Here is a 21,524-nt window from a genome sequence, read left to right as displayed (position 1 = left end):
TAGGAGGAACGATCATGACGGATATTTCCGTGCCCTGTTGGAATGACGTGAATATCGATGATCTGTGCGCTGGGGTACGACTTATCGCCTTCGATCTTGACAATACACTGGCAAGGTCAAAAAAACCGATGAAGGACGATATGGCCGAATGCTTCTCCGCATTGACGTCACTGATCGATGTCGCGGTGATCACCGGAGGCAAGTATGCGTTGCTGAAAAGCCAGGTGGTGGAACGGCTGACAGGGCAGGCAAACCGGGCGAATCTGCATCTTATGCCGACCAGCGGCACGCGATACTATCGTTGGGATGGTGCGAATTGGATGCAGGTCTTCGCTCACGACCTCAGTGAAGAGGATCGTGCGAAAGCCTACGAATCGTTGGAACGTAATGCACGCGAGCAGAACATATGGCTCACCCATGTTTGGGGAGAGCGCATCGAAAACCGCGGCAGTCAGATCACGTTCTCCGCATTGGGGCAGCTTGCACCCATCGAGGCTAAGGAGGCATGGGATCCGACCAATGAGAAGAAAAATCGTTTGGCGCGGGCCGTTGCTGCCGATTTGCCGTATCTTGAGGTGCGTCCGGGTGGAGCCAGCAGTGTTGATATTTCCGCAAAAAACGTCGACAAGTCGTTTGCGGTCCGGGAATTGGCCGATATTCTTGGCATTGAAGTGGACCAGATCGTATTCGTAGGGGATCGTATGGATCCCGATGGCAATGATTACCCTGCGGCGCGGGCCGGTGCCAGGGCGGTGAAGGTCACCTGCCCAAACGATACCGTGAAGCTGTGCGGTGGAATCATCGCCAGTCTGTCACGGTAGAACCGGATGGAAGTCCGCGCATGGACTCAATGACGAGGGCATGTTCGCAGGTTATCGATCTGCTGTTTCCCAGAGGTTGTGCCGGCTGTGATAAGCCGGACGACGTGTTGTGCGAAGACTGCATGGCGTTGTTCTCTCATTCTTCCGCTCAGATCTTCGATGGCGTTGCGATGGGAAGCTGGTTTGCATGCGGATGGTACCGCGGCACCGTCAGAAAAGCGGTTCTCGCATGGAAGGACCATGGGGATGAGGAATGCGACCGGCCGTTTTCTGAAGCCATATGCAGACTTGCTGAAATATCTGGCGTCATTGATTTCATTCGTGGCAGGCAAAACTCCTACCGTGCCGTTTTCGTGGTTCCGGCACCGTCGTCGCGCGCTTCGATGCGGCGTCGAGGACGAAGGCACATGATGCCGATCGTCAAACGGCTGGCAAGTTTTCTTCAACGGCAAACAGATTGCAAGGTGACGGTATGCGACGCCTTGGAAAACAAGGGCATCAAAGGAAAATCAGTGCAGACCAAGGGTGCGGCGCAGCGTTCGCAGCGCTTGAAAGGGCATGTTTCGGTGCGTTCTTCGGTTTCATTGCAGAATACGATGGTGATTTTGGTGGATGATATCGTTACGACCGGCGCGACCATGCGCAGTTGTGTCGAGACGATGCGGAAGAACGGTGCCACGGTTATTACCGTGCTCGCACTGGCGCACACTCCGGCGGGAAAGTGAGTGGACGAGTCAATGCAAGCACAGTATTGATCGCGAAAATATTTATTCGTCATCCGAAGTATGATATTTCGGAAGAATGATTTCGAAATCGGCGCCGCGCGGATCGTCGACGACCATCACCGAGCCGCCATGCAATTGGGCGGCCCAACGTGCGATTGACAGTCCAAGGCCGGTTCCTCCCGATTCGGTGCCCGGTCCTGTTTTTCCCTTGACGAAACGACGGAAGATATCGGAACGGTCCTCTTGCGGAATCTGGGAGCCGAAATTGACGACATTCGTGACGATGGTGCCGAAATCCTTGTTTTCATGCGCTTCGATAAGCACTTTGGTGTTGTCTGCGGAATGTTTGAGCGCGTTTGCGATGATATTGGTGAACAGTTGGCGCAAGCGGTCTTTGTCGCCTTCCATTTCGATATCGTCGGGCACATGCATTTCAATGTCGTGCGCATGCCCTGCGTCGGCGATTTCCAAAGGTTCCACGGTTTCATCGAGAAAATCCGCGAAATTGAACATTTCGATCCGCAGGCTTGCCGCACCGGCTTCCATGCGCGAAAGATCAAGCAGAAACGCGATCAGGTCGGATAGACGATGCGTTTGGTTGAGGATGCTTTCCAGATTCGAGGGAGTGGGCTCGACCACGCCATCCGCCATGTTCTCGACCATGGCCTGCAGTGCCGATACCGGCGTGCGTAATTCGTGGCTTACATTGGCCACCATATCTCGGCGCATCTGATCGGCATGCTGGAGTTCTTCCGCCATTTCGTTGAAGGTGAGGGCAAGCTGCCCGACTTCGTCGCGACTATTGGAATCGACATGCACGCGCACGGTGTAGTCGCCGTCGGCCATCGCTTCGGCCGCGTCGCGCATTTGGCGCAGGGGAGAGGTGAGACCTCTGGAGAAGAAGTAGGTGATGCCCAAAGCTACGGCAAGGGTAATTGGCATGGCAATCCATACGCTCAGGCCGACTTTGAGCAGAAACCACGCCATGATGAATGCGATGGCGGTGGAGATGGTGATAAGAACGCTCAATTCGACTTTGAGCGATGAAAACAAACCAATAGGACGTTCGGTTTCCAATGGATTGACCGAACGCCCTGATTTCGTATCGGTAGCACGCATACTACCGAATCTTAGCGCAATAGTTCCTCAAGCATTAGTCCTGGGGTTCCGGCGGTTCGAATGCGTAGCCGACGCCATGCACGGTGCGAATGGTCTTCGAGCCGAGCTTGTGGCGGAGCGCCTTGACATGCGAGTCGACCGTGCGGGTGCCGGAGGCATCCACCCAATCCCACACCTCTTCGAGTAGTTTCTCGCGGGTGAGCACGGACTTTGGCTTGCGAGCCAGCGTGGCCAGCAGATCGAATTCCGTAGGAGTCAGATGCACCTGCTTGCCGTCGACGGTGACGATGCGTTGCGCCGGATCGATGACCAAGGAACCGAAATCGAGGAGCTTCTCGTTTTCGGAATTCTTGGCGATGACCTTGGCGCGATCCACACGGCGCAGCAGCGCCTTGCAGCGGGCGATGAGCTCGCGCATGGAGAACGGCTTGGTCATGTAATCATCGGCTCCGGCACCGAGGCCGATGACCTTATCGGCCTCGTCGTCTCGTGCCGTCAGGATCAGCACTGGCACAGGACGTTCCGCCACAATGCGTTTCGTGGCCTCAAGCCCGTCCATCACAGGCAACATGATGTCCATGATGACCAGATCAGGACGCAGGGTCGTGGCGGCCTGAACCGCGCTGGCACCGTCAGATGCCACACGTGCCGTCCAGCCTTCCGCTGTGATGCGTTGCGCAATGGCAGTGGCCAGTGTCGGCTCGTCTTCGACCACCAGAACGGTGCGTGGAGTCGCTGTGGGTTGTGCTGATGAGTTGAGCATAGCTTTCCGCCTTTCTCAGAGTTCCGGCTTCAAGAATACTGCGCCCAGTGCCGGAACGGTGATCTTTGCGGACCAATCTCGTGAATGATACTCGCCTTCGACTGCTTCGACCGTGCCATTATGAATGCCGGAGCCGCCGTAGATCTCGTCGTCTGTGGTCAGCACTTCCGTCCACTTTCCGCCCTTGGTGAGCGGCACCTGATAGTCGGACCAGGCTTCGCCGGAGAAGTTCACGATGGCGACCATCTGCTCGCCATCCTTGCCGATACGCACGAAGCTGAGCGTGTTGTGGTCGGCGTCATCGCTGGTGAGCCACTGGAAGCCTGCAGGATCGAAATCCTGGCTCCACAATGCCGGCGATGTCTTGTACAGCTCATTCAAGTCGGCGACAAGCTTCTGCACGCCTTGATGATCGGGCCATTCAAGGGCATCCCAGTCGATGGAGCCGTCGTGGTCCCACTCGCCATACTGGGCGATTTCATTGCCCATGAAGGTGAGGTTCTTGCCCGGATGCGCCCACTGGTAGGCGAACAGCGCACGGACGCCGGCATACTTCTGCCAATCGTTGCCTGGCATCTTGCCAAACACGGAACCCTTGCCGTACACAACCTCATCATGGCTGATCGGCAACACATAGTGTTCCGAATAGGCATACACCATGGAGAAGGTGATCTCGTTGTGGTGCCATTTGCGGTTGATCGGCTCCTCATGCAGGTACTGCAGGGTGTCGTGCATCCAGCCCATGTTCCACTTGAGGCCGAATCCCAAGCCGCCTGCGTCGGTCGGTGCGGTAATGCCCGGGTATGCCGTGGATTCCTCGGCGATCATCATGATGCCCGGATTGTTCTTGTATGCCGTGGCGTTGGCTTCTTTGAGGAAGTCGATGGCCTCGAGATTCTCGCGGCCTCCGTAGATGTTCGGATGCCACTGGCCGGCCTCGCGGCTGTAATCCAAGTACAGCATGGAGGAGACCGCGTCCACGCGGAGAGCGTCGATATGGAATTCATCCAGCCAGAAGCAGGCGTTGGCCACTAGGAAGTTGCGCACCTCGCGGCGCCCGAAATTGAACACGTACGTACCCCAATCCGGGTGCTCTCCACGCGTCGGATCCGGATCCTCGTACAGCGGCGTGCCATCGAAGCGACCCAGTGCGAACGCATCCTTCGGGAAGTGGGCCGGAACCCAGTCCATAATCACACCGATGCCGGCTTCGTGCAGTTTCTCAACGAGATACTTGAAGTCGTCCGGACCTCCCAAACGTGAATCAATCGCGTAGTAGCCGGTCACCTGATAGCCCCAGGAGCCAGAGAACGGATGCTCCGCCAACGGCATGAACTCCACGTGCGTGAAGCCTTCCTTCTGCACGTAGGGGACCAGCTTGTCGGCGAGCTCGCGGTAGTCGTTCACGTCCTTGCGCCAGCTGGAGGCATTTACCTCGTAGATGCTGACGGGGCCGTTATGCGGGTCTTTGGCCGCGCGCTCGGCCAGCCAATCGGCGTCATTCCACTCATGGGTGGACTCGACCACGATGGATCCGGTACGTGGCGGAATCTCATGGGAGCGTTCCATCGGATCGGCCTTCATGGTCCACTCATTGTTGGCGTTGAGGATCTCATACTTATAGATCTCGCCAGCGCTGATGCCCGGGATGAACAGTTCCCAGATACCAGAGGATCCGAGTTCACGCATGGCGTGGGCACGGCCATTCCAGCCGTTGAAGTCGCCGACCACACGCACTGCGTGGGCGTTCGGTGCCCACACGGTGAACGCGGTGCCGACCACCTGCTCGTTCTTTACGCCCTCGGAGGAACCCATCGGGTCATCGTAGCGGAGCACGTGCGCGCCAAGCGCATCCCACAGGCGCTCGTGGCGTCCTTCGCCAAACAGATACATGTCCATCTCGCCGATAGTCGGCAGATAACGATAGGGATCGTCGGAAACAACAACGGAACCGTCTTCATATTCAGTGCGGATGCGGTAATCCGGTACGCCGTAGCCATCATCGGTGGCGACAGCGGGAACGAGTGCCATGAAGACGCCGTTGTATTCATGGATTGCGAGTGTTTGACCTTGTTCAGTGAGGATCGTCACGGATTTTGCCAACGGACGCAAGGCGCGGATCGTGACGACATCCGTGTGCTTGCCGGAGCCGAGGTGCCCACCGAGCACCTCGTGGGGATTGTAGAACGTACCGTTGCTTACTGCATCCAGTGTGCCCTGGGAAACAGGAACAGCAACGACATCTTCATTGATCTTGGATTCTGTAGCCATGGCAAAAGTGTAAGCATGAAATGCAAGAAAAGTGGCCCGTGTCGCGCCTATTTTTTGTTTTTTCAAGCGTTTTTGGTCAAGTCCACCCCTGATGGCACAATAATTTGGGTTTTGTGTAAGCTTTTCACGGAGGATTCATGGGTTACAAGGTCGGCGACATGGTCGTCTATCCGCGTCACGGCGCTGCGAAGGTGGAGGGCATCACCGAACGGACAGTCAAGGGAGTCACCCGCGAATATCTGCAGCTGTCGGTGCTTTCGTCTGACGGTCTGGTCATCAACGTTCCGGTCGACAATGCTAGGAAAGTTGGCGTGCGAGACATCGTTGACGCCAACGAAGTGGCCAAGGTATTCGAGATTCTGCGTACTCCGATCATTGAGAAGGAGATGAACTGGTCTCGTCGCTACAAGCTGAACGTCGAGAAGATCGCCACTGGCGACGTCAATAAGATCGCCGAAGTGGTGCGCGATCTTGCCCAACGTGATGTCGACGAGCATGGTCTGTCCGCAGGTGAGAAGCGCATGCTTACCAAGGCCCGCAACATTCTGACCTCGGAGATTTCCCTGTCTGAAAAGCTTGATGAAGTCGAAGCCCAGCGTCTGCTGGATGTGAATCTCGGATATGAGCCCGCTCAGCCTGGCGATGAGAAGCATCATACCGAGGCTCCTGAGGAAGCTGCTATGGATACGTTGGCTCGAGTTGAAGCCGAAGGCAAGAAGTCCAAGAAGAAGTAAGGCGTTTTCATGCGTATCGGTCAGGGTTTTGACGCGCATCGATTCGCATCCCGTGATGCAGGCAAGCCGTTGTGGCTTGCCTGTTTGCGTTGGGATGGCGATGGCATCGAGGGTGATTCGGATGGCGACGTTGCGGCACATGCGTTGATTGACGCATTGCTTTCCGCAGCACGCCTTGGCGATATCGGCACTTTGTTCGGTGTCGGCTCGCAGTCCGACGGCGCAGGCAAACATGGTGCCGAGATGCTGCGAACCACGGTCGACTATCTGAACGAACATGGCATGAGGCCGTCGAGCGCCAGTGTGGTCGTGATCGCCAATCGGCCGAAAATCGGCAAACGTAGGGAAGAGGCCGAGAGGGCGTTGTCCGAGGCTGTGGGCTGCGACGTGTCGTTAACCGCCACCACTACGGATGGTATGGGATTCACTGGTTCCGGCGAAGGCATCGCCGCGATCGCCAATGCTTTGGTGGAACCGGTCGAGCCGGTAAGGCAGGAAGCCTGATGCCTTTTCCTTACGGCTGTTTCGTTATTTCCTTCTGAAGGATTCAACCGCTTTCGCAATCGCCCAGAACAGCGTTGAAATCGTTACGATAATGAAGCTTGGGGGAGCCGGGAACATGGCGGAAAGCACCAGTCCTCCCCAAATCGAAATCAGGCAGATTACCGTGGCGACGACCATCGCCTTGAATGGCGAGCGGGCAATGATGTTGGCGGTGGCGGCGGGAGTGATCACCAACGCGAAAATCAGCAATGTGCCAACTGCTGGAACTGCAATCGTGATGACGCCGGCCATAATCGCCATAAAACAGATATTCATAAAACCGACGGGCACGCCTTTCGCCTGCGCCACTTGCTCATCAAGCGAACTGAATAACAGTGGACGATAGATAACGGCCAGAACCGCCAACAGCAACACATCGAAAATCGCAAAGCCAATGATCTGACCGTCGGTAATCGTCAGAATCGATCCGAACAAAATCGACTGCATCTGCTGCGAGGCCGAACTTGACATGCGTGCGAAAAACAAGCCAAGGCCGGTGGCGAAGGCGAGCACGGTTCCAGTGGCGATCTCACGCTGCGATGCTTTCTTGCCAAGCGCGCCGATCACCAGCGCTCCGCCGAGGGCGAACACGCCAAGACCTGCGGAGACAGGCAGACCGAGCAATACGGCTCCGGTGGCACCTGGCAGTCCGATATGCGCCAAGGCGTGGGCTGCGAATGTGGAATGTCTGGCGATGGTGAAATAACCCATCATGCCGGCCGCCAATGCGATGCACAGGCCGGCGATAAACGCGTTCGTCATGAATGGGGCGCTGAGCGTGGAAACCCAATCCGGGTCGAAAGCGAATACGGTGCCGTCCATGTTCAGTCCTCCTGCGTGGTGTGGCTGTGATGGTGGAATTGCGCGATTTCTTCTGGAGCATGCATATCGATGTTCGTGTTTTCAGGCTCGTCCTCGCTTGGTGTCACGAACATATCTCCTTGCGGAGTGGTGACCACCTGTACGGTCGTGCCGTACAAATGCGTGAGCAGATGGGAATCCAGCACCTCGTTCATGCCTGCATAGTGCGGATGCCCGTCAAGCAGATAGACGGCTCCGGTAAGGATCGGCAGCAACATGTTGAGATCGTGCGCCACCACCTGAATGGTCATGCCGAGCTCGCGGTTGAGTTTGGCGAGCACGTGCACGGTGGCGCGTTGGCTTGCCAGATCGAGATTGGCGAGGGGCTCGTCGAGCATCAGCAGTTTTGGATCGTCCACGAGCGCCTGCGCGATGGCGACCCTTTGGCGTAGTCCGCCCGAAAGCTCGGACAGGCGGTAGTTTGCTTTGTCTTGCAGGCCGACGAAGTCCATGGCCTTGCGGGCCTTGTCTCGGAGTGCTTTGGTGACGGGATGGATGCCGAATTTGGTTCCCGTCAGGCCAAGGAGCACCGACTGTTCCGCGGTGATATTCGATTCGATGTCGGAAGCGTAGCTCTGCGGCACATAGCCGATGCGGCGGTTTGCGGAACCTGCAGGCTGACCGAGCACCCTGATGCTGCCGTGCGCGGTCGGAATCAGCCCCAGTTCGGCCTTCATCATCGTGGTCTTGCCGGCCCCGTTGGTGCCGACGATTGCGGTTACCGAGCCTTGCGGAATGCTGAACGTGCCATGTTGCCAGATGATGCGACCGCCTCGTTTGACGCAGGCGTCGTCGAATTCGATGCAGGCAGGTGTCTCGTCGTGCATGGCTTCTCCTTGGTTTGAACGCACGTACATACTCGCAAATGGTGTTGACAATCATTCTCAATAAGGGAGACGTGGGCCGGCATTCAAAGTGACTCGTTGAAGGAATCCCAAGACGGCGCCAGAAGCCTTCGTAAGCAAGAAAAAAAGACCGTCTCACGTTCGATCGAACGGTGAAACGGTCTTTGAAGACGATATTGAAAGGAAGACGATATTAAAAGGTTATTTGCTTGGATTCGGCTGCGGGGCGTCGCTTGATTCACCATCCGATTCATTCGCCATTTGTGGATCGTCGGCAGCGGAGGAATCCGCAGGATCCTTCGAATCCGTGTTTTCCGAATCGTCGTTGGAACTGGTGTCGGAGTCGGATTGCTCGTCGAACATGTCGTTCAGTGAGAGGATGAGTGAGCTGATCCATGATGTCAGGCTTTTGCAGTCGGAAGGCATTTGTTCGCTGATGTCAAGTACGGGAACATCCGATTTATAAGCGGTGCCGGTCAGCGTGTTCGTGGCGTCGCTTGTGGATTGCGTATTGTTGATAAGTACGTCGACCTTATGTTTTTCCAGCAATTCCTGGAATTCCCGAAGATCGTCAGGGGCTGGTTCAGAGCCTGTGCTTGCCGATTGCAGGTATCCTTCCGGCGTGTTGTCGGTGAACCCCATGTCGCTGAGTAGATAGTAGGCGACGGGTTCGGTGGCGGCATAGGAGGCGTCCTTATGCGTGTCACTGAACGCCTTCATGTCTTTCTCTATTTTCTTTTCTCGTCTGTTCCACGCGGCGAGCTTGTTATTGAAATACTTCTTTTGCGTGGGCATGATACGGCTGTACGTGTCGGCCAATTCCTTGGCCATGGCGTTGCGGGCGTCGCTGGAGAACCACAGATGCGGATTGTCGCCCTCGATGGCGCCGACCATCTGTGCCGCGGAAACAGAAACGGTGTCTTTGCTGAGATTCTTGGTGGCCCAAGCGTCGTAGCCCGCGCCATTGGCCACCGCGACCTGCGCCTGTTGAAGCTTGCCGATGTCGTCGGTCTTCGGCTCGAAATCATGCGCGTCAACATCGGTCGAAGACAGGATCGACGTGACTTTCACGTGAACGCCGCCTATCTGCTCGGCGAGAGATCCCCACTGGTTGACCGAGGCAACCACCTCGATCGGCGTGATCTGTTCGGTCTGCGCATCGGAATCGACGGAAGCATCATCCTTCTGCGAAGAGGATCTTCCAAAGCATGCTGTCGTGCCGAACGTCATGCAAAGCGCGAGTCCCGCGGCAAAAGCGCGTAACAAAGAACGTCTGTGCAAGCGCATATCGGTTGCCCTCTTCCTGAACCGCCTTAATCGTGTTCATCTCATAAATACGTGTGCGACTTACGACTGAAACCAAGATAGCCTATGATACATGCAAATGCCAATACAACAGCAATCCAATAAAAAGGGGAGTGGCCAGCATGGCAGTGAAAATCGATGGAAAGATGGTGTCCGCACGGATTAAAGCGAATCTCGCCGAACGCGTCGCGTCGTTGAAAGAGCGGGGGGTTGACCCCGGTCTTGGCACCATTCTGGTTGGTTCCGATCCCGGCTCCGTCAAATATGTTGCTGGAAAACATGCCGATTGCGCTGAAATCGGTGTGAACTCCATTAAGAAGGAGTTGCCCGCCGACGCAACGTTCGAACAGATCGCTGAAGCCGTGCAGGAACTTAACGCTGATCCTGCCTGCACGGGCTATATCGTGCAGCTGCCTTTGCCGAAAGGTATTGACGAAAACGCCATCATTGATCTGATCGACCCCAAGAAGGATGCGGATGGCATGCATCCGTACAATCTTGGCGAACTTGTGCTGCACGCGCGAGGAGACATTACCACGCCGCTGCCGTGTACTCCGCGAGGCGTGATCGAACTGCTGAATGCCTATGACATCGATTTGGACGGCAAAGAGGTCTGCGTGCTCGGTCGAGGCATCACCATCGGGCGTACGGTTGGTCTGATGCTGACACGCAAGGCGGTGAACTCCACGGTTACGCTGTGCCACACAGGCACCAAGGATGTGCGCAAGCATATGCTCGAGGCCGACGTCATTATTGCGGCCATGGGTTCCGCTGGCTTTGTTAAGCCGGAAGACATCAAGGAAGGTGCGGTGCTGGTCGATGTCGGCGTTTCCCGTGTGTTTGACGAGGAAGCCGGCCGCTATCGCGTGAAGGGCGATGTTGACAAAGCCTGCTACGAGAAGGTTTCGGCATATACGCCGAACCCGGGTGGTGTCGGACCTATGACCCGTGCCATGTTGTTGGAGAATGTGGTAGAGATGGCCGAGCGTCAGCTGTAATTGCGCTTTATGCACGATGCAAGCTGATTTCGGGCGTGTCGCGTGTTGTAGCACGTCTTTTTTGTGCATGGTCCCATGTAAACTTGCGCCTTGCATGTGTTATATCGCATGCATATAACTGAAGACCGATTTTATCCACCCACTATTTGTAAGAAACCAAATTAATGGCAGAGAACAATAACGAAGTCGCCAAGGTCGCCATCAACGACATCGGCACCGAAGAGGACTTCATCAAGGCAGTCGATTCCACCATCAAGAACTTCGGTGATGGTGATCTGGTCGAAGGTACCGTCGTCAAGGTCGATCACGACGAGGTCCTGCTCGACATCGGCTACAAGACTGAGGGCGTCATTCCCTCCCGTGAGCTTTCCATCAAGAAGGACGTTGATCCGGACGAAGTCGTCGAGGTCGGCGACACCATTGAGGCTCTTGTCGTCACCAAGGAAGACAAGGAAGGCCGTCTGATTCTGTCCAAGAAGCGTGCACAGTACGAGCGCGCTTGGGGCGACATCGAGAAGATCAAAGAAGCCGATGGCGTTGTCGAAGGCACCGTTATCGAAGCTGTCAAGGGTGGTCTCATCGTCGACATCGGTCTGCGTGGCTTCCTGCCGGCATCCCTGGTCGAAATGCGTCGCGTCCGCGACCTGTCCCCGTACATTGGCCAGACCATCAAGGCCAAGATCCTCGAGCTCGACAAGAACCGCAACAATGTGGTGCTCTCCCGTCGCCAGTACCTCGAGGAGACCCAGTCCGAAGTGCGTGAGACCTTCCTGTCCCAGCTTAAGAAGGGCCAGATTCGCGAAGGTGTCGTGTCCTCCATCGTCAACTTCGGTGCATTCGTTGATCTGGGCGGTGTTGACGGCCTGATCCACGTTTCCGAGTTGTCTTGGAAGCACATTGACCATCCGTCCGAGGTCGTCAAGGTCGGCGACAAGGTCACCGTCGAGGTGCTCGACGTTGATCTTGATCGTGAACGCATCTCCCTGTCCCTCAAGGCCACCCAGGAAGATCCGTGGCAGCGCTTCGCTCGCACCCACGTTCCTGGTCAGATTGTCAAGGGCAAGGTCACCAAGATCGTTCAGTTCGGTGTCTTCATCTCCGTCGAAGACGGCATCGAAGGCCTCGTGCACATCTCCGAGCTGGCCAACCGCCACGTGGAGAACCCGGAGACCGTCGTCAAGCCGGGCGAAGAAGTGTTCGTCAAGGTGATTGACGTTGATCTCGATCGTCGCCGCATCTCCCTGTCCCTCAAGCAGGCTAACGACTCCGTCGATCCGGCTTCCGAGGACTTCGATCCGGCTCTGTACGGCATGCCGGCAGAGTACGACGAGCAGGGCAACTACAAGTATCCGGAAGGCTTCGACCCGGCAACCAACGAGTGGATCGCTGGTTACGAGAAGCAGCGTGAGGAGTGGGAGTCCCAGTACGCCGCCGCTCACGATCTGTGGGAGCAGCACAAGGAATTTGTGGCCAAGGAGCTCGAGAACGCTGAAGCTTCCGCCGCTGAAGATGGCCAGGCTCCGAAGGAAGAGAAGGTCGAAGAGGTGTCTTCCAACTACTCCTCCGAGAACACTTCCGCCGGCACCCTCGCCGACTCCGACCAGCTCGCCGCTCTGCGCGACCAGCTGCTCGGCAAGTGATTGTATGCTGAGCTAGAATCCAATCCAGCTCAGGCTAGATCCTAGAAAAGACCCCGTTCCTGATTCAGGTTCGGGGTCTTTTCGTATGTGCATGTCAAGCGTGCATGTGAAGCGCATTAGAATGGCGGTTGTGGTGATTCGAATAGGATTGACCGGCGGCATAGCGGCTGGCAAAAGCACGGTGTCCGCAAGACTGCGTGAGCTTGGTGCGGTACTTGTCGATTATGATCTGCTTGCGCGTCGAGTGGTGGAACCCGGCAGCGTTGGCCTTCAGCGCATAGCGAAATGTTTCGGCTCCGATGCTTTGACCGATCGAGGTGAGCTCAATCGAGCGTGGATGTCGGAGCATGTGTTTTCCGGCTCCGATGCGGAACGGAAGCGCAAGATGCTGGACGGAATCGAGCATCCACTGATTTATGAGCTTGCAGTACAGCTCGAACATGAGGCTGTTGAAGCTGATTGTCAAGCCGTAGTGGTGCATGACATACCGTTACTCGCCGAAGTAATCGACAGCATCCCTTTTGAATTCGACCATATCGTAACTGTTGAAGCGCCCGAACAGGTAAGGGTAAGCAGAATGATGGCAACGCGAGGCATGAGCGAAAGCCAGGCATGGAATCGTGTGAACCATCAATCCAGCGCGGAACAGCGTCTTGCCATTGCCGATGAGATCATCGATTCCACACAGCCATTGGAACAAATGTTCGATCATATTGATATGCTGATGAAACAATGGCGCACGGAAGCGAGGTAGGCATGGGATTCAATATTGAACGCACGAACAAGCCGTTTGTGGTCAAATCGCCGTATAAGCCGAGCGGCGACCAGCCTAAGGCGATTGAAGAGCTTGCGGAACGCATTGAAAACGGTGAAAGCGATGTGGTGCTCATGGGTGCCACTGGAACTGGCAAAACCGCCACCACAGCATGGCTTATTGAACGTCTGCAACGCCCGACGTTGATTATCGAACCGAATAAAACGTTGGCAGCGCAGCTGTGCGCCGAGTTCCGTGAGCTCATGCCAGACAATGCGGTGAGCTATTTCGTTTCGTATTACGACTACTACCAGCCGGAAGCCTATATTCCGCAAACCGATACGTATATCGAAAAGGATTCCAACATCAATGACGATGTGGAACGACTTCGCCATGCGGCCACGGCGAACCTGCTGACGCGTCGTGATTGCGTGGTCGTGGCAACGGTTTCCTGCATTTACGGACTCGGTACGCCGGAAGAATATGCCGGTCGCATGCTTTTCTTGGAAGAAGGGCAGGAGCTTGACCGAGACGAGCTGCTGCGTACTTTCGTTGCAATGCAGTACAAGCGCAACGATATCGCCTTCACCAGAGGTACTTTCCGTGTGCGTGGCGATACTGTCGAAATCATTCCCGTATATGAGGAACTGGCCATCCGCATCGAGTTCTTCGGTGATGAAATCGACCGTATTTCAACCCTGCATCCACTTACCGGAGATGTGATTGGGCATCAATCGCAAGTCCATATTTTCCCTGCATCGCACTATGTGGCAGGGCCGCAACGTATGGAGCGAGCATTGTCTACCATTCAGCAGGAACTTGACCAACGTACCGCCGAACTGCGCAAACAAGGCAAGGAACTTGAGGCGCAGCGTCTTTCCATGCGTACCACATACGATTTGGAGATGCTCTCTCAAGTTGGCGTCTGCTCTGGAGTGGAGAATTATTCGAGGCATTTCGACGGTCGAGAGCCGGGAAGTCCTCCGCACACGCTGCTTGACTTTTTCCCCGACGATTTTCTGCTGGTCATCGATGAATCGCATGTTACCGTGCCTCAGATTGGCGCCATGTATGAGGGTGACGCCAGCCGTAAGCGCACGCTGGTGGAACACGGGTTCCGTTTGCCTTCGGCAATGGACAATCGTCCACTCAAATGGCCGGAATTCCTTGAACGCGTCGGCCAGACGGTTTATCTTTCCGCCACACCGGGCGATTATGAACTTGGTCTGAGTGATGGTGTGGTCGAACAGATCATCCGACCGACGGGATTGGTTGATCCGCAGATCGATGTGCGTCCGGTTGACGGGCAGATCGATGATTTGTTTGCTGAAATCAAGGATCGTGTGGCTCGTAATGAACGTGCGTTGGTGACTACGTTGACCAAGAAGATGGCCGAAGATCTTACCGATTATCTGCTGGAACGTGGCATCAAAGTCGAATACCTGCACTCCGATGTGGACACTTTGCGGCGTGTCGAATTGTTGCGCGAACTGCGAGAAGGCAAGATCGACGTCATTGTCGGCATCAACCTGTTGCGTGAGGGTCTTGATTTGCCGGAAGTGTCGTTGGTCGCGATTCTTGACGCCGATAAGGAAGGTTTCCTGCGTTCCTACCGTTCCCTCATCCAGACGATTGGTCGCGCCGCGAGAAATGTGTCCGGAACCGTCATCATGTATGCCGACGACATCACCGACGCCATGCACAAGGCCATCGACGAGACCAATCGCCGCCGTGACATCCAGATCGCCTACAACAAGGAACATGGCATCGATCCGAAGCCGCTCATCAAGAAGATCTCCGATGTCAACGACATGCTTGCCAAGGAGGACGTTGACACCCAGACATTGCTTGGTACCGGATACCGCAACGCGGACAAAGCCGGCAATTCGCATCTTGGCGTGCCTGCTACCAGCAAGGAGGAATCCGATAGACGGCACGAGGAGATTCTCAAGGCTGGATTGCCCGCGCAGGATCTGGCAGATCTGATTCGCCAGCTTTCCGAGCAGATGCATACCGCTGCCGAACAACTGCAATTCGAGCTTGCGGCTCGTCTGCGTGACGAGATACGTGACCTGAAAAAGGAACTTCGGCAGATGACGGAGGCGAGCAAATAGTTCTCGACCGGTCATACGGCATCCGTACCATAGTGGATTATGGCTGAAACACCACTTGTTTTTGAAATCGCCACGTTCGCGGTTCTTGCCGTCTTTTTCGTGGTCGACTTGTTTATCATCGGACGTAAGCCCCATGTGCCCTCCACCAAGGAATGCGTGCAACATATCGCGTTCTTTGTGGTCATGGCGTTGATCTTCGGCGGACTTATGTGGTTCTTCGCGGGATCGAAGCCGGCCATCGAATTTTATTCGGGCTGGCTTACGGAATATTCGCTGAGTATTGATAATCTATTCGTCTTCGTCATCATCATGTCGAATTTTGCGGTGCCAAAACAGCTGCAGAAATTCGTGCTGTCCATCGGCATCACCATCGCATTGGTGTTGCGCGGCGTGTTCATCCTCATCGGCGCGGCCATTATCGCCCGCTTCACCTGGGTGTTCTTCCTGTTCGGCGCGTTCCTCATCGTCACCGCCATCAAGTTGGTCACCGGGGGAGACGAAGATGAGGAATATCATGAGAATGGCTTGATCCGCACATTGCGCAAGGTCATCAAGATCACCGATGAGTATGACGGAGAAAAGTTGCGTACCGTCAAAAACGGTGCCAAGTATTGGACTCCGATGCTGATCGTCTTTCTGACCATCGGAACCACCGACGTGATGTTTGCTTTTGACTCCATTCCTGCGATTTTCGGTTTGACGAAGGATCCATTCATTGTGTTCACATCCAATGTGTTCGCGTTGCTCGGTTTGCAACAGCTGTACTTCCTGCTTGGCGAGCTGCTCGACAAACTTGTCTACCTGCCGTTGGGTTTGTCCGTGGTGCTCGGCTTTATCGGCGTCAAGCTCATCATGGAGGCATTGCACGGCAATTCGCTGCCGTTCCTCAATGGTGGGCAGCCGATTTCCTGGGTGCCGGAAGTTCCCACATGGCTATCTCTTGCCGTTATCGTCCTTGCGATTGGTGGCGCGGCTTTGGCAAGTGTTCTTAAGATGCGCACCATGAAAGCGAACGAAAAGTGACAGTCCGGCAAACGTTGGGAGAATAGAGCTTTTCTATTCTCCTACGGAATTGTGAGCGCTCACAACACGCCTCGTTTTGAGGTGGAAGTGGGCGCTTTTTGCTAGTAGACTATGCCACTGGAAACAGGGTCGTCAGATCCCAAATCAATATCAACAAGAATAGGCAGGCATTCATGCGTAAAGCCAAGATCGTAGATACCATCGGTCCAGCTACCGAGTCCCTGGAAGGCATCACCAGCCTTGTCGAAGCAGGTATGGACGTCGCTCGTCTGAACCGCTCCCATGGCACTCCGGAAGACCACCTCAAGGTCTACAACAACCTCCGCGCCGCCGCCAAGGCCACCGGCCGCAACGTCGCAGCCCTGGTTGATCTGCAGGGTCCGAAGATCCGTTGCGGTTGGTTCAAGAAGAACGCCGACGGCGAAGACAAGGTCCAGCTGACCGAAGGCCAGGAGTTCGTCATCACCACCGACGATATCGAGGGCGACGAGCATATCACCTCCACCACCTTCAAGGGCCTGCCGGGCGATTGCCATGCTGGCGACCCGATCCTCATCGATGACGGCAAGGTTCGCCTCGAGGTCACCAAGGTCGAAGGCAACAACGTGTACACCAAGGTTGTCGTGGCCGGACCGGTTTCCAGCCACAAGGGCATCAACCTGCCGGGTGTCGCGGTGTCCCTGCCGGCTCTGACCGAGAAGGATGAAGCCGATCTGCGTTGGGCTATCCGCACCGGCGCCGACATCATCGCCATGTCCTTCGTGCGTTTCGCCACCGACATCGACCGCGCCCACGAGATCATGGACGAGGAAGGCCGTCGCATCCCGGTCGTTGCCAAGATCGAGAAGCCGCAGGCTCTTGAGAACCTTGAAGAGATCGTCAAGGCCTTCGACGGCATCATGGTTGCCCGTGGCGACATGGCCGTCGAGTGCCCGCTGGAAGAGGTCCCGCTGGCTACCAAGCGTTGCATCGAGCTGGCTCGTCAGTACGCCAAGCCGGTCATCGTGGCTACCGAAGTCCTCGGCTCCATGGTCAATTCCCCGGTTCCGACCCGTGCAGAGGCATCTGACTGCGCTAACGCCGTCCTCGACGGTGCCGACGCGACCATGACTTCCAACGAGACCGCCGTCGGCAAGTACCCGGCAGTCACCGTGAACACCATGAGCCGCATCTCCTCCTTCGCCACCGAGCACGGTTTCGACCGTATCCCGGAGCTGAAGAACCTGGATATGTCTTCCACCGGCGCCGTGTCTTCCGCAGCTGTGGATCTGGCTGACAAGCTGAACGCCAAGGCCATCGTTGCCTACACCCAGACCGGTTCCACCGTGCACCGCGTGTCCCGCGAACGCCCGGCCACCCCGATCTATGGCATCACCAACAACGAGCACACCTATCACTGGCTGGCTCTGTCTTGGGGCACCGAGTCCTTCCTGCTCGATGAGGATTACCACGACAAGTCCCGCAAGGACCTGATGATCTTCACCGATAAGATCCTGAAGGATGCCGGCAAGGTCACCGATGGTGACAAGATCGTTGTGCTGAGCTCTGCCCAGGGCGAGCATCAGCCGGGTCGCACCGATTCCATCTACGTCCACACCGTTGGTGCTTGCGACTGAAATGCGTTTCGGTCAGTGACTGACTGATTAGCGAATAGGAGGGCTTTCGTCCGTTTGGATGGAAGCCCTCCTATTGTTTTCGGATGATGTTGGTTTGTGGCCGATTTATAGATTGCGATAGGTTGTGATCAAGGTGTCGAGTATGGTGCGAAACGCCGACCACTCAAGGACTTTGCGAAATCTTTTTTTCGTGTTAGAATAATTAAGTTGTGCGAAAGCCCCTGTATCCCAATTGGTAGAGGAGACAGCCTCAAAATCTGTACAGTGTGGGTTCGAGTCCCACCGGGGGCACCGGATTGATGAACAGCCGCGGACGGGTATCACCCGCCGCGGCTTTCTTGTTATCTGACAACATGTGCAGTTACGTGGTAGCTCAGTGCCTTGCCGTTGCTGCCATATTCCCCTTTCGGCAGTGATGATCCTATCGCGCTGGATTCGTGAGAGTGGCGCCTTATCTCGAAACGATGCCCGTTGGACTCGTGTATGGGAGAATATGTGCGCCATATGTAAATGTGCAGATTTTGTGATTGCGGTCACTATTGCGGTCAAGTGGATGTTTTCTTGTCCGCGATTTTGTCCGCAATCATGGGTGGAAAGAGGTCGAATGATGGTTCGTGACATAGATGAGATGCTCGAGCAGGGAGAGGGACTGTCCGTCGAGTTCAAGAGATGCGGTGCCGTGCCGGAGAAAGACACTTTCGAAACCGTGTGCTCATTTGCCAACCGCTAGGGCGGCCACATCCTTATCGACGTCAACGACGACGGCAACATCGAGGGTGTGGGCGAGAAGTCGGTGGTCGGCATCGAACGGAACATCGTGAACGAGACCAGAAACCCCACCCTGTTCAACACCGCGCCGGGTGGAGATCACGCACGTCACCGTCCAAGGCAGGTGCGTTCCAGAAGGTCGCGGTCGGATATGATCTCCTCGGGAGTCGGGTTGTCATCCGGCACATAATCGCCGCGCGTCCCCTCGCCGTCAGGCAGAGGGTCGTCGAGGGAGACCTCGTTGCGCGTGTGGAACTCGCAGTCAACGCAGTCGCCGTCGCACAGCCACCACTTGCCTCGCGGGCAGAAGCAGCGCCCCCAGTACTGCTCGCGCTTGCGCAGATTCGTGCGCCACCTGTCGAATTCCCGGTACTGGTCCTCCGGCACCTCATACCAGGTGCGGGTTGCCTTGTCATAGATGCGTTGACTCTGATTGCCGTTGTTTTTCATGTGCGATACCTCTGTTTGCTTCTCCCGAACCGGAGGCACCGCGCAAAAAAGGAGCGTGGCCAGCCATCCAGAACGGGAAATCTGTTCTGAAAGGCCAGCCACGCTCGTAAGCTGGTTGTTATTGACTTATGTCACCTTCACGGAGGCTCGAGCCGCCCAGTGCGCACTGGGCGAACGACCGTCAAGGCGGGGCGGTTTATCGACATGCCCAGGTCGATGAGAATCAGTCGTCGTTGATCATCAGCTCGAGGTCGCCGAAGACCTCCTCGTAGCATGCAGGGCTGAGATCGTCGAAGCACGTAGCGCCATGGCGGCGGAAGACGGACTCGGCTGTCTCGCTCCCATACATGGAGCACACCATGTCCGTATCGTTCTCGATGTTGATCCGCCACATCTCTTTGTCATCTGTTGTCACTGTTGACCTCCAGTCTTGATGCGGCGTTCCAGCCCATAGGCACGCCTTGTATGGTTTGCACATGCACGCCATCGTGTGGGCCACTGGTGATCGGCCAGTGCACGAGTGACGTGTGATTGGTTGGGAAGTCGAAAGATATTTCGCGTTCGCAAAAATAAATAGACGTTTGCGTGGGCACGTGATAAAATATCCTTGTGTTCCCATTCATGAGAGGAAGGCCGCGGCCGCTTGCCTTTCAATCACTAAGGTGAGTGTAAGAAATCGGACCTTTTGCAACAGATACATGCGCGGACATTTGAGGACATAATTTGTCCACTCAGGAGGGAGGTGGAAGCGCCTTGAGATTTTGTGAGTTCGCCAAATGCATGCATGAGAATTACGAGGCGAATGCGAATGACAGTGAATTCGTATCTATATTGATTGATGCCATCCTCGATGAATCCGCATTGGAGAAGGAGGGAAACCCGAATCCGATTTATGGGCTCAGCGCGAATACGAGACTCGCTTATTACAGCGGCAAGCGCCAGATTTCACAAAGGAAAGCCGCGCAGATTGTTCCAAATCTGTCCGAGGAATCTTTCGACAACTTTGTGAGCCACTATTCAATGGATGCCCTCGATCACATGCGTGACAAACTGGGTGAGTACGGGTTCGACGTCGAACCGTATGAAGTCGGCAAGGCATGCGCGAACATCCTCGCTCAGATCATCAAACGCCGGTCCGAAGGACTATCGGACGATGTGACCAAGCTTGACTACAAGCGACTGGAAAAGGGACAGAGATTAAAAAACATCGCCCCCGCGTCGATTGAACGCAGAGGCAACAAGCTGGAAATCGCAGGAGAGATCATCACCATCAACCAGGCTCTAGTGCCGGACAACATCGCGGAACAGGAACTTGAATACATACACGCCCTGTATGAGGTCTTCGCCGAGAAACTCAATCGGGAGAATTTCACCAAGGATGACATGCCGTTGTTGAACAGGGGCATGCGCGAAAACTTCCGTGAACAACGGGAAGCGTATTACAGTGCCGTGAGCGTCGAACGCTCCGTGCGGGACATGTTCACCGACGGGGAGAACGAATTCCAAATACTGAAGGACGACGCATGGCGCGGTATCGACACTACATACTGGAAGGACTACCCGGACGGCTACGCCCGTCTGAATGCTGTGCTGGAAAAGGTGACGAGCACATCGCTTGACCGCTCCATCCTCAGCCAGATGCGCAACCTGATCGGGAATCTTGAAAAGAAAGGCATCTGCCACATCCTGGTGAATGACGGGACAATCGAATCGTGGGTGCATGTCAATGACTGACAGGATTTTCAACACTCCGTTTGAGATGTCGCTGCACGTCGTACTGCTCCTGGGGGTCATTCATGAAAGAGCGACCCTTGACAGGATCGCGGAATACGATTTCATCACCGTGCGCGCCGGGGAATTCGGACTTGATGACGGATCCCTGAACGGTGACAGCATTTTCGCGTTTGGTGAGCTCGCCGCAAAGCGGGAACTGGTGAGAGAAGCCCTGAAGGGCCTTGTTATGGATGGCGTGGTAGATGTCACTGACGGCAATGAGGGAATCACCTATTCCCTGACCGATTCAGGGCGCGCATTGGACGAAGGGCTCGTGTCTGAATATGCGAGCCGATATCGGACGGTGATGAAAAAGGTGAACAGAAGATACAGGAACAAATCGGATGTCGAATTGGCCGGGATCATAAATCGGCAGTCCACGAAGATTTCAAAGAGGTAGC

21 protein-coding genes and 1 tRNA gene are annotated in these 21,524 nt (G+C 55.6%); 14 read left to right on the top strand and 8 right to left on the bottom strand.

Features of this window, described 5'->3' with window-relative positions:
• Positions 1–14 precede the first annotated feature (14 nt).
• Both WMO36_RS05140 and WMO36_RS05135 read left to right on the top strand, forming a co-directional pair.
• Positions 15–821, top strand: a complete 807-nt coding sequence (locus WMO36_RS05140) for an HAD-IIB family hydrolase (protein ID WP_271724620.1) — start codon at positions 15–17, stop codon at positions 819–821.
• Between the two features lie 20 nt (positions 822–841).
• Complete coding sequence (locus WMO36_RS05135; RefSeq protein ID WP_250778727.1) at positions 842–1,546, top strand: ComF family protein; 705 nt, start codon at positions 842–844, stop codon at positions 1,544–1,546.
• A 42-nt stretch (positions 1,547–1,588) separates the two neighbouring features.
• Here WMO36_RS05135 and WMO36_RS05130 read toward each other — a convergent pair whose 3' ends face one another.
• From WMO36_RS05130 to glgB, 3 genes are read right to left on the bottom strand one after another with little or no spacing between them, the layout of a single operon-like run.
• Positions 1,589–2,665: a sensor histidine kinase gene (locus tag WMO36_RS05130; RefSeq protein WP_099570692.1), complete on the bottom strand. Its 1,077-nt coding sequence runs from the start codon at positions 2,663–2,665 to the stop codon at positions 1,589–1,591.
• 34 nt (positions 2,666–2,699) lie between these two features.
• Positions 2,700–3,428, bottom strand: coding sequence for a response regulator transcription factor (locus tag WMO36_RS05125; RefSeq protein ID WP_099570691.1), 729 nt, complete (start codon positions 3,426–3,428; stop codon positions 2,700–2,702).
• Positions 3,429–3,443: 15 nt separating this feature from the next.
• Positions 3,444–5,699 carry a 1,4-alpha-glucan branching protein GlgB gene (gene glgB, locus WMO36_RS05120; RefSeq protein WP_250778725.1) on the bottom strand — a complete coding sequence of 752 codons (2,256 nt, stop codon included), beginning with the start codon at positions 5,697–5,699 and terminating at the stop codon, positions 3,444–3,446.
• 137 nt (positions 5,700–5,836) lie between these two features.
• Here glgB and WMO36_RS05115 point away from each other — a divergent pair, with 137 nt between their 5' ends.
• Together WMO36_RS05115 and ispF are read left to right on the top strand one after the other, a co-directional pair.
• A complete protein-coding gene (locus WMO36_RS05115; RefSeq protein WP_349077025.1) occupies positions 5,837–6,433 on the top strand; it encodes a CarD family transcriptional regulator in 597 nt (198 codons plus the stop codon).
• A gap of 9 nt (positions 6,434–6,442) precedes the next feature.
• A complete protein-coding gene (ispF, locus tag WMO36_RS05110) occupies positions 6,443–6,937 on the top strand; it encodes a 2-C-methyl-D-erythritol 2,4-cyclodiphosphate synthase (protein WP_144164643.1) in 495 nt (164 codons plus the stop codon).
• 24 nt (positions 6,938–6,961) lie between these two features.
• Here the strand turns inward: ispF and WMO36_RS05105 are convergent, their stop codons facing one another.
• The 3 genes from WMO36_RS05105 to WMO36_RS05095 all read right to left on the bottom strand — a co-directional run bounded on the left by WMO36_RS05105 (position 6,962) and on the right by WMO36_RS05095 (position 9,969).
• Entirely contained in the window at positions 6,962–7,798 is an 837-nt protein-coding gene (locus WMO36_RS05105; RefSeq protein ID WP_099570687.1) for a metal ABC transporter permease, read from the bottom strand.
• Between the two features lie 2 nt (positions 7,799–7,800).
• Positions 7,801–8,694, bottom strand: a complete 894-nt coding sequence (locus WMO36_RS05100; RefSeq protein WP_374110562.1) for an ABC transporter ATP-binding protein — start codon at positions 8,692–8,694, stop codon at positions 7,801–7,803.
• A gap of 189 nt (positions 8,695–8,883) precedes the next feature.
• On the bottom strand, positions 8,884–9,969 hold the full coding sequence (locus tag WMO36_RS05095) for a metal ABC transporter solute-binding protein, Zn/Mn family (protein WP_099570685.1): 1,086 nt from the start codon (positions 9,967–9,969) through the stop codon (positions 8,884–8,886).
• Positions 9,970–10,109: 140 nt separating this feature from the next.
• Here WMO36_RS05095 and WMO36_RS05090 point away from each other — a divergent pair, with 140 nt between their 5' ends.
• From WMO36_RS05090 to WMO36_RS05055, 8 genes are all read left to right on the top strand, one after another.
• A complete protein-coding gene (locus WMO36_RS05090; RefSeq protein ID WP_099570684.1) occupies positions 10,110–10,985 on the top strand; it encodes a bifunctional methylenetetrahydrofolate dehydrogenase/methenyltetrahydrofolate cyclohydrolase in 876 nt (291 codons plus the stop codon).
• Positions 10,986–11,149: 164 nt separating this feature from the next.
• A complete protein-coding gene (gene rpsA, locus WMO36_RS05085) occupies positions 11,150–12,625 on the top strand; it encodes a 30S ribosomal protein S1 (protein ID WP_003835223.1) in 1,476 nt (491 codons plus the stop codon).
• A gap of 121 nt (positions 12,626–12,746) precedes the next feature.
• Positions 12,747–13,379, top strand: coding sequence for a dephospho-CoA kinase (coaE, locus tag WMO36_RS05080; protein WP_240832979.1), 633 nt, complete (start codon positions 12,747–12,749; stop codon positions 13,377–13,379).
• Between the two features lie 2 nt (positions 13,380–13,381).
• Positions 13,382–15,493 (top strand): excinuclease ABC subunit UvrB, encoded by a 2,112-nt coding sequence (gene uvrB / locus WMO36_RS05075; RefSeq protein ID WP_349077023.1) that lies wholly within the window; start codon positions 13,382–13,384, stop codon positions 15,491–15,493.
• Positions 15,494–15,532: 39 nt separating this feature from the next.
• Positions 15,533–16,516, top strand: a complete 984-nt coding sequence (locus tag WMO36_RS05070) for a TerC family protein (RefSeq protein ID WP_099570682.1) — start codon at positions 15,533–15,535, stop codon at positions 16,514–16,516.
• 173 nt (positions 16,517–16,689) lie between these two features.
• On the top strand, positions 16,690–18,132 hold the full coding sequence (pyk, locus tag WMO36_RS05065) for a pyruvate kinase (protein ID WP_099570681.1): 1,443 nt from the start codon (positions 16,690–16,692) through the stop codon (positions 18,130–18,132).
• Positions 18,133–18,349: 217 nt separating this feature from the next.
• Positions 18,350–18,423, top strand: a tRNA-Leu gene (locus WMO36_RS05060).
• Positions 18,424–18,736: 313 nt separating this feature from the next.
• Entirely contained in the window at positions 18,737–18,862 is a 126-nt protein-coding gene (locus WMO36_RS05055) for an AlbA family DNA-binding domain-containing protein (RefSeq protein WP_259295469.1), read from the top strand.
• A 146-nt stretch (positions 18,863–19,008) separates the two neighbouring features.
• On the opposite strand, the gene WMO36_RS05050 is transcribed toward WMO36_RS05055, so the two are convergent.
• Both WMO36_RS05050 and WMO36_RS05045 read right to left on the bottom strand, forming a co-directional pair.
• Entirely contained in the window at positions 19,009–19,350 is a 342-nt protein-coding gene (locus tag WMO36_RS05050) for a hypothetical protein (RefSeq protein WP_180753642.1), read from the bottom strand.
• Between the two features lie 223 nt (positions 19,351–19,573).
• On the bottom strand, positions 19,574–19,765 hold the full coding sequence (locus WMO36_RS05045) for a hypothetical protein (RefSeq protein ID WP_117789656.1): 192 nt from the start codon (positions 19,763–19,765) through the stop codon (positions 19,574–19,576).
• A 623-nt stretch (positions 19,766–20,388) separates the two neighbouring features.
• Between WMO36_RS05045 and WMO36_RS05040 the strand changes: the two genes are divergently transcribed.
• Both WMO36_RS05040 and WMO36_RS05035 read left to right on the top strand, forming a co-directional pair.
• Positions 20,389–21,084 (top strand): ABC-three component system protein, encoded by a 696-nt coding sequence (locus WMO36_RS05040; protein ID WP_349077022.1) that lies wholly within the window; start codon positions 20,389–20,391, stop codon positions 21,082–21,084.
• Positions 21,044–21,523 carry an ABC-three component system middle component 2 gene (locus WMO36_RS05035; protein ID WP_333939256.1) on the top strand — a complete coding sequence of 160 codons (480 nt, stop codon included), beginning with the start codon at positions 21,044–21,046 and terminating at the stop codon, positions 21,521–21,523. The genes WMO36_RS05040 and WMO36_RS05035 overlap by 41 nt, the downstream gene beginning before the upstream one ends.
• The last annotated feature ends 1 nt before the right edge of the window (position 21,524 follow it).

It is taken from the genome of Bifidobacterium hominis (assembly GCF_040095915.1).
Classification (GTDB): Bacteria; Actinomycetota; Actinomycetes; order Actinomycetales; family Bifidobacteriaceae; genus Bifidobacterium; species Bifidobacterium hominis.
This window is presented reverse-complemented; position numbering and strand designations above follow the sequence as displayed.

Bases quoted from the DNA above. Each gene is read 5' to 3' on its own strand.
- coaE (WP_240832979.1), top strand. From the start codon at position 12,747: ATGGCGGTTGTGGTGATTCGAATAGGATTGACCGGCGGCATAGCGGCT.
- rpsA (WP_003835223.1), top strand. From the start codon at position 11,150: ATGGCAGAGAACAATAACGAAGTCGCCAAGGTCGCCATCAACGACATC.
- WMO36_RS05050 (WP_180753642.1), bottom strand. From the start codon at position 19,350: ATGAAAAACAACGGCAATCAGAGTCAACGCATCTATGACAAGGCAACC.
- ispF (WP_144164643.1), top strand. From the start codon at position 6,443: ATGCGTATCGGTCAGGGTTTTGACGCGCATCGATTCGCATCCCGTGAT.
- WMO36_RS05055 (WP_259295469.1), top strand. From the start codon at position 18,737: ATGATGGTTCGTGACATAGATGAGATGCTCGAGCAGGGAGAGGGACTG.
- WMO36_RS05115 (WP_349077025.1), top strand. From the start codon at position 5,837: ATGGGTTACAAGGTCGGCGACATGGTCGTCTATCCGCGTCACGGCGCT.
- WMO36_RS05130 (WP_099570692.1), bottom strand. From the start codon at position 2,665: ATGCGTGCTACCGATACGAAATCAGGGCGTTCGGTCAATCCATTGGAA.
- WMO36_RS05105 (WP_099570687.1), bottom strand. From the start codon at position 7,798: ATGGACGGCACCGTATTCGCTTTCGACCCGGATTGGGTTTCCACGCTC.
- WMO36_RS05035 (WP_333939256.1), top strand. From the start codon at position 21,044: ATGACGGGACAATCGAATCGTGGGTGCATGTCAATGACTGACAGGATT.
- WMO36_RS05095 (WP_099570685.1), bottom strand. From the start codon at position 9,969: ATGCGCTTGCACAGACGTTCTTTGTTACGCGCTTTTGCCGCGGGACTC.
- WMO36_RS05040 (WP_349077022.1), top strand. From the start codon at position 20,389: ATGCGTGACAAACTGGGTGAGTACGGGTTCGACGTCGAACCGTATGAA.
- WMO36_RS05100 (WP_374110562.1), bottom strand. From the start codon at position 8,694: ATGTACGTGCGTTCAAACCAAGGAGAAGCCATGCACGACGAGACACCT.
- WMO36_RS05125 (WP_099570691.1), bottom strand. From the start codon at position 3,428: ATGCTCAACTCATCAGCACAACCCACAGCGACTCCACGCACCGTTCTG.
- WMO36_RS05070 (WP_099570682.1), top strand. From the start codon at position 15,533: ATGGCTGAAACACCACTTGTTTTTGAAATCGCCACGTTCGCGGTTCTT.
- WMO36_RS05090 (WP_099570684.1), top strand. From the start codon at position 10,110: ATGGCAGTGAAAATCGATGGAAAGATGGTGTCCGCACGGATTAAAGCG.
- pyk (WP_099570681.1), top strand. From the start codon at position 16,690: ATGCGTAAAGCCAAGATCGTAGATACCATCGGTCCAGCTACCGAGTCC.
- glgB (WP_250778725.1), bottom strand. From the start codon at position 5,699: ATGGCTACAGAATCCAAGATCAATGAAGATGTCGTTGCTGTTCCTGTT.
- WMO36_RS05135 (WP_250778727.1), top strand. From the start codon at position 842: ATGGACTCAATGACGAGGGCATGTTCGCAGGTTATCGATCTGCTGTTT.
- WMO36_RS05140 (WP_271724620.1), top strand. From the start codon at position 15: ATGACGGATATTTCCGTGCCCTGTTGGAATGACGTGAATATCGATGAT.
- uvrB (WP_349077023.1), top strand. From the start codon at position 13,382: ATGGGATTCAATATTGAACGCACGAACAAGCCGTTTGTGGTCAAATCG.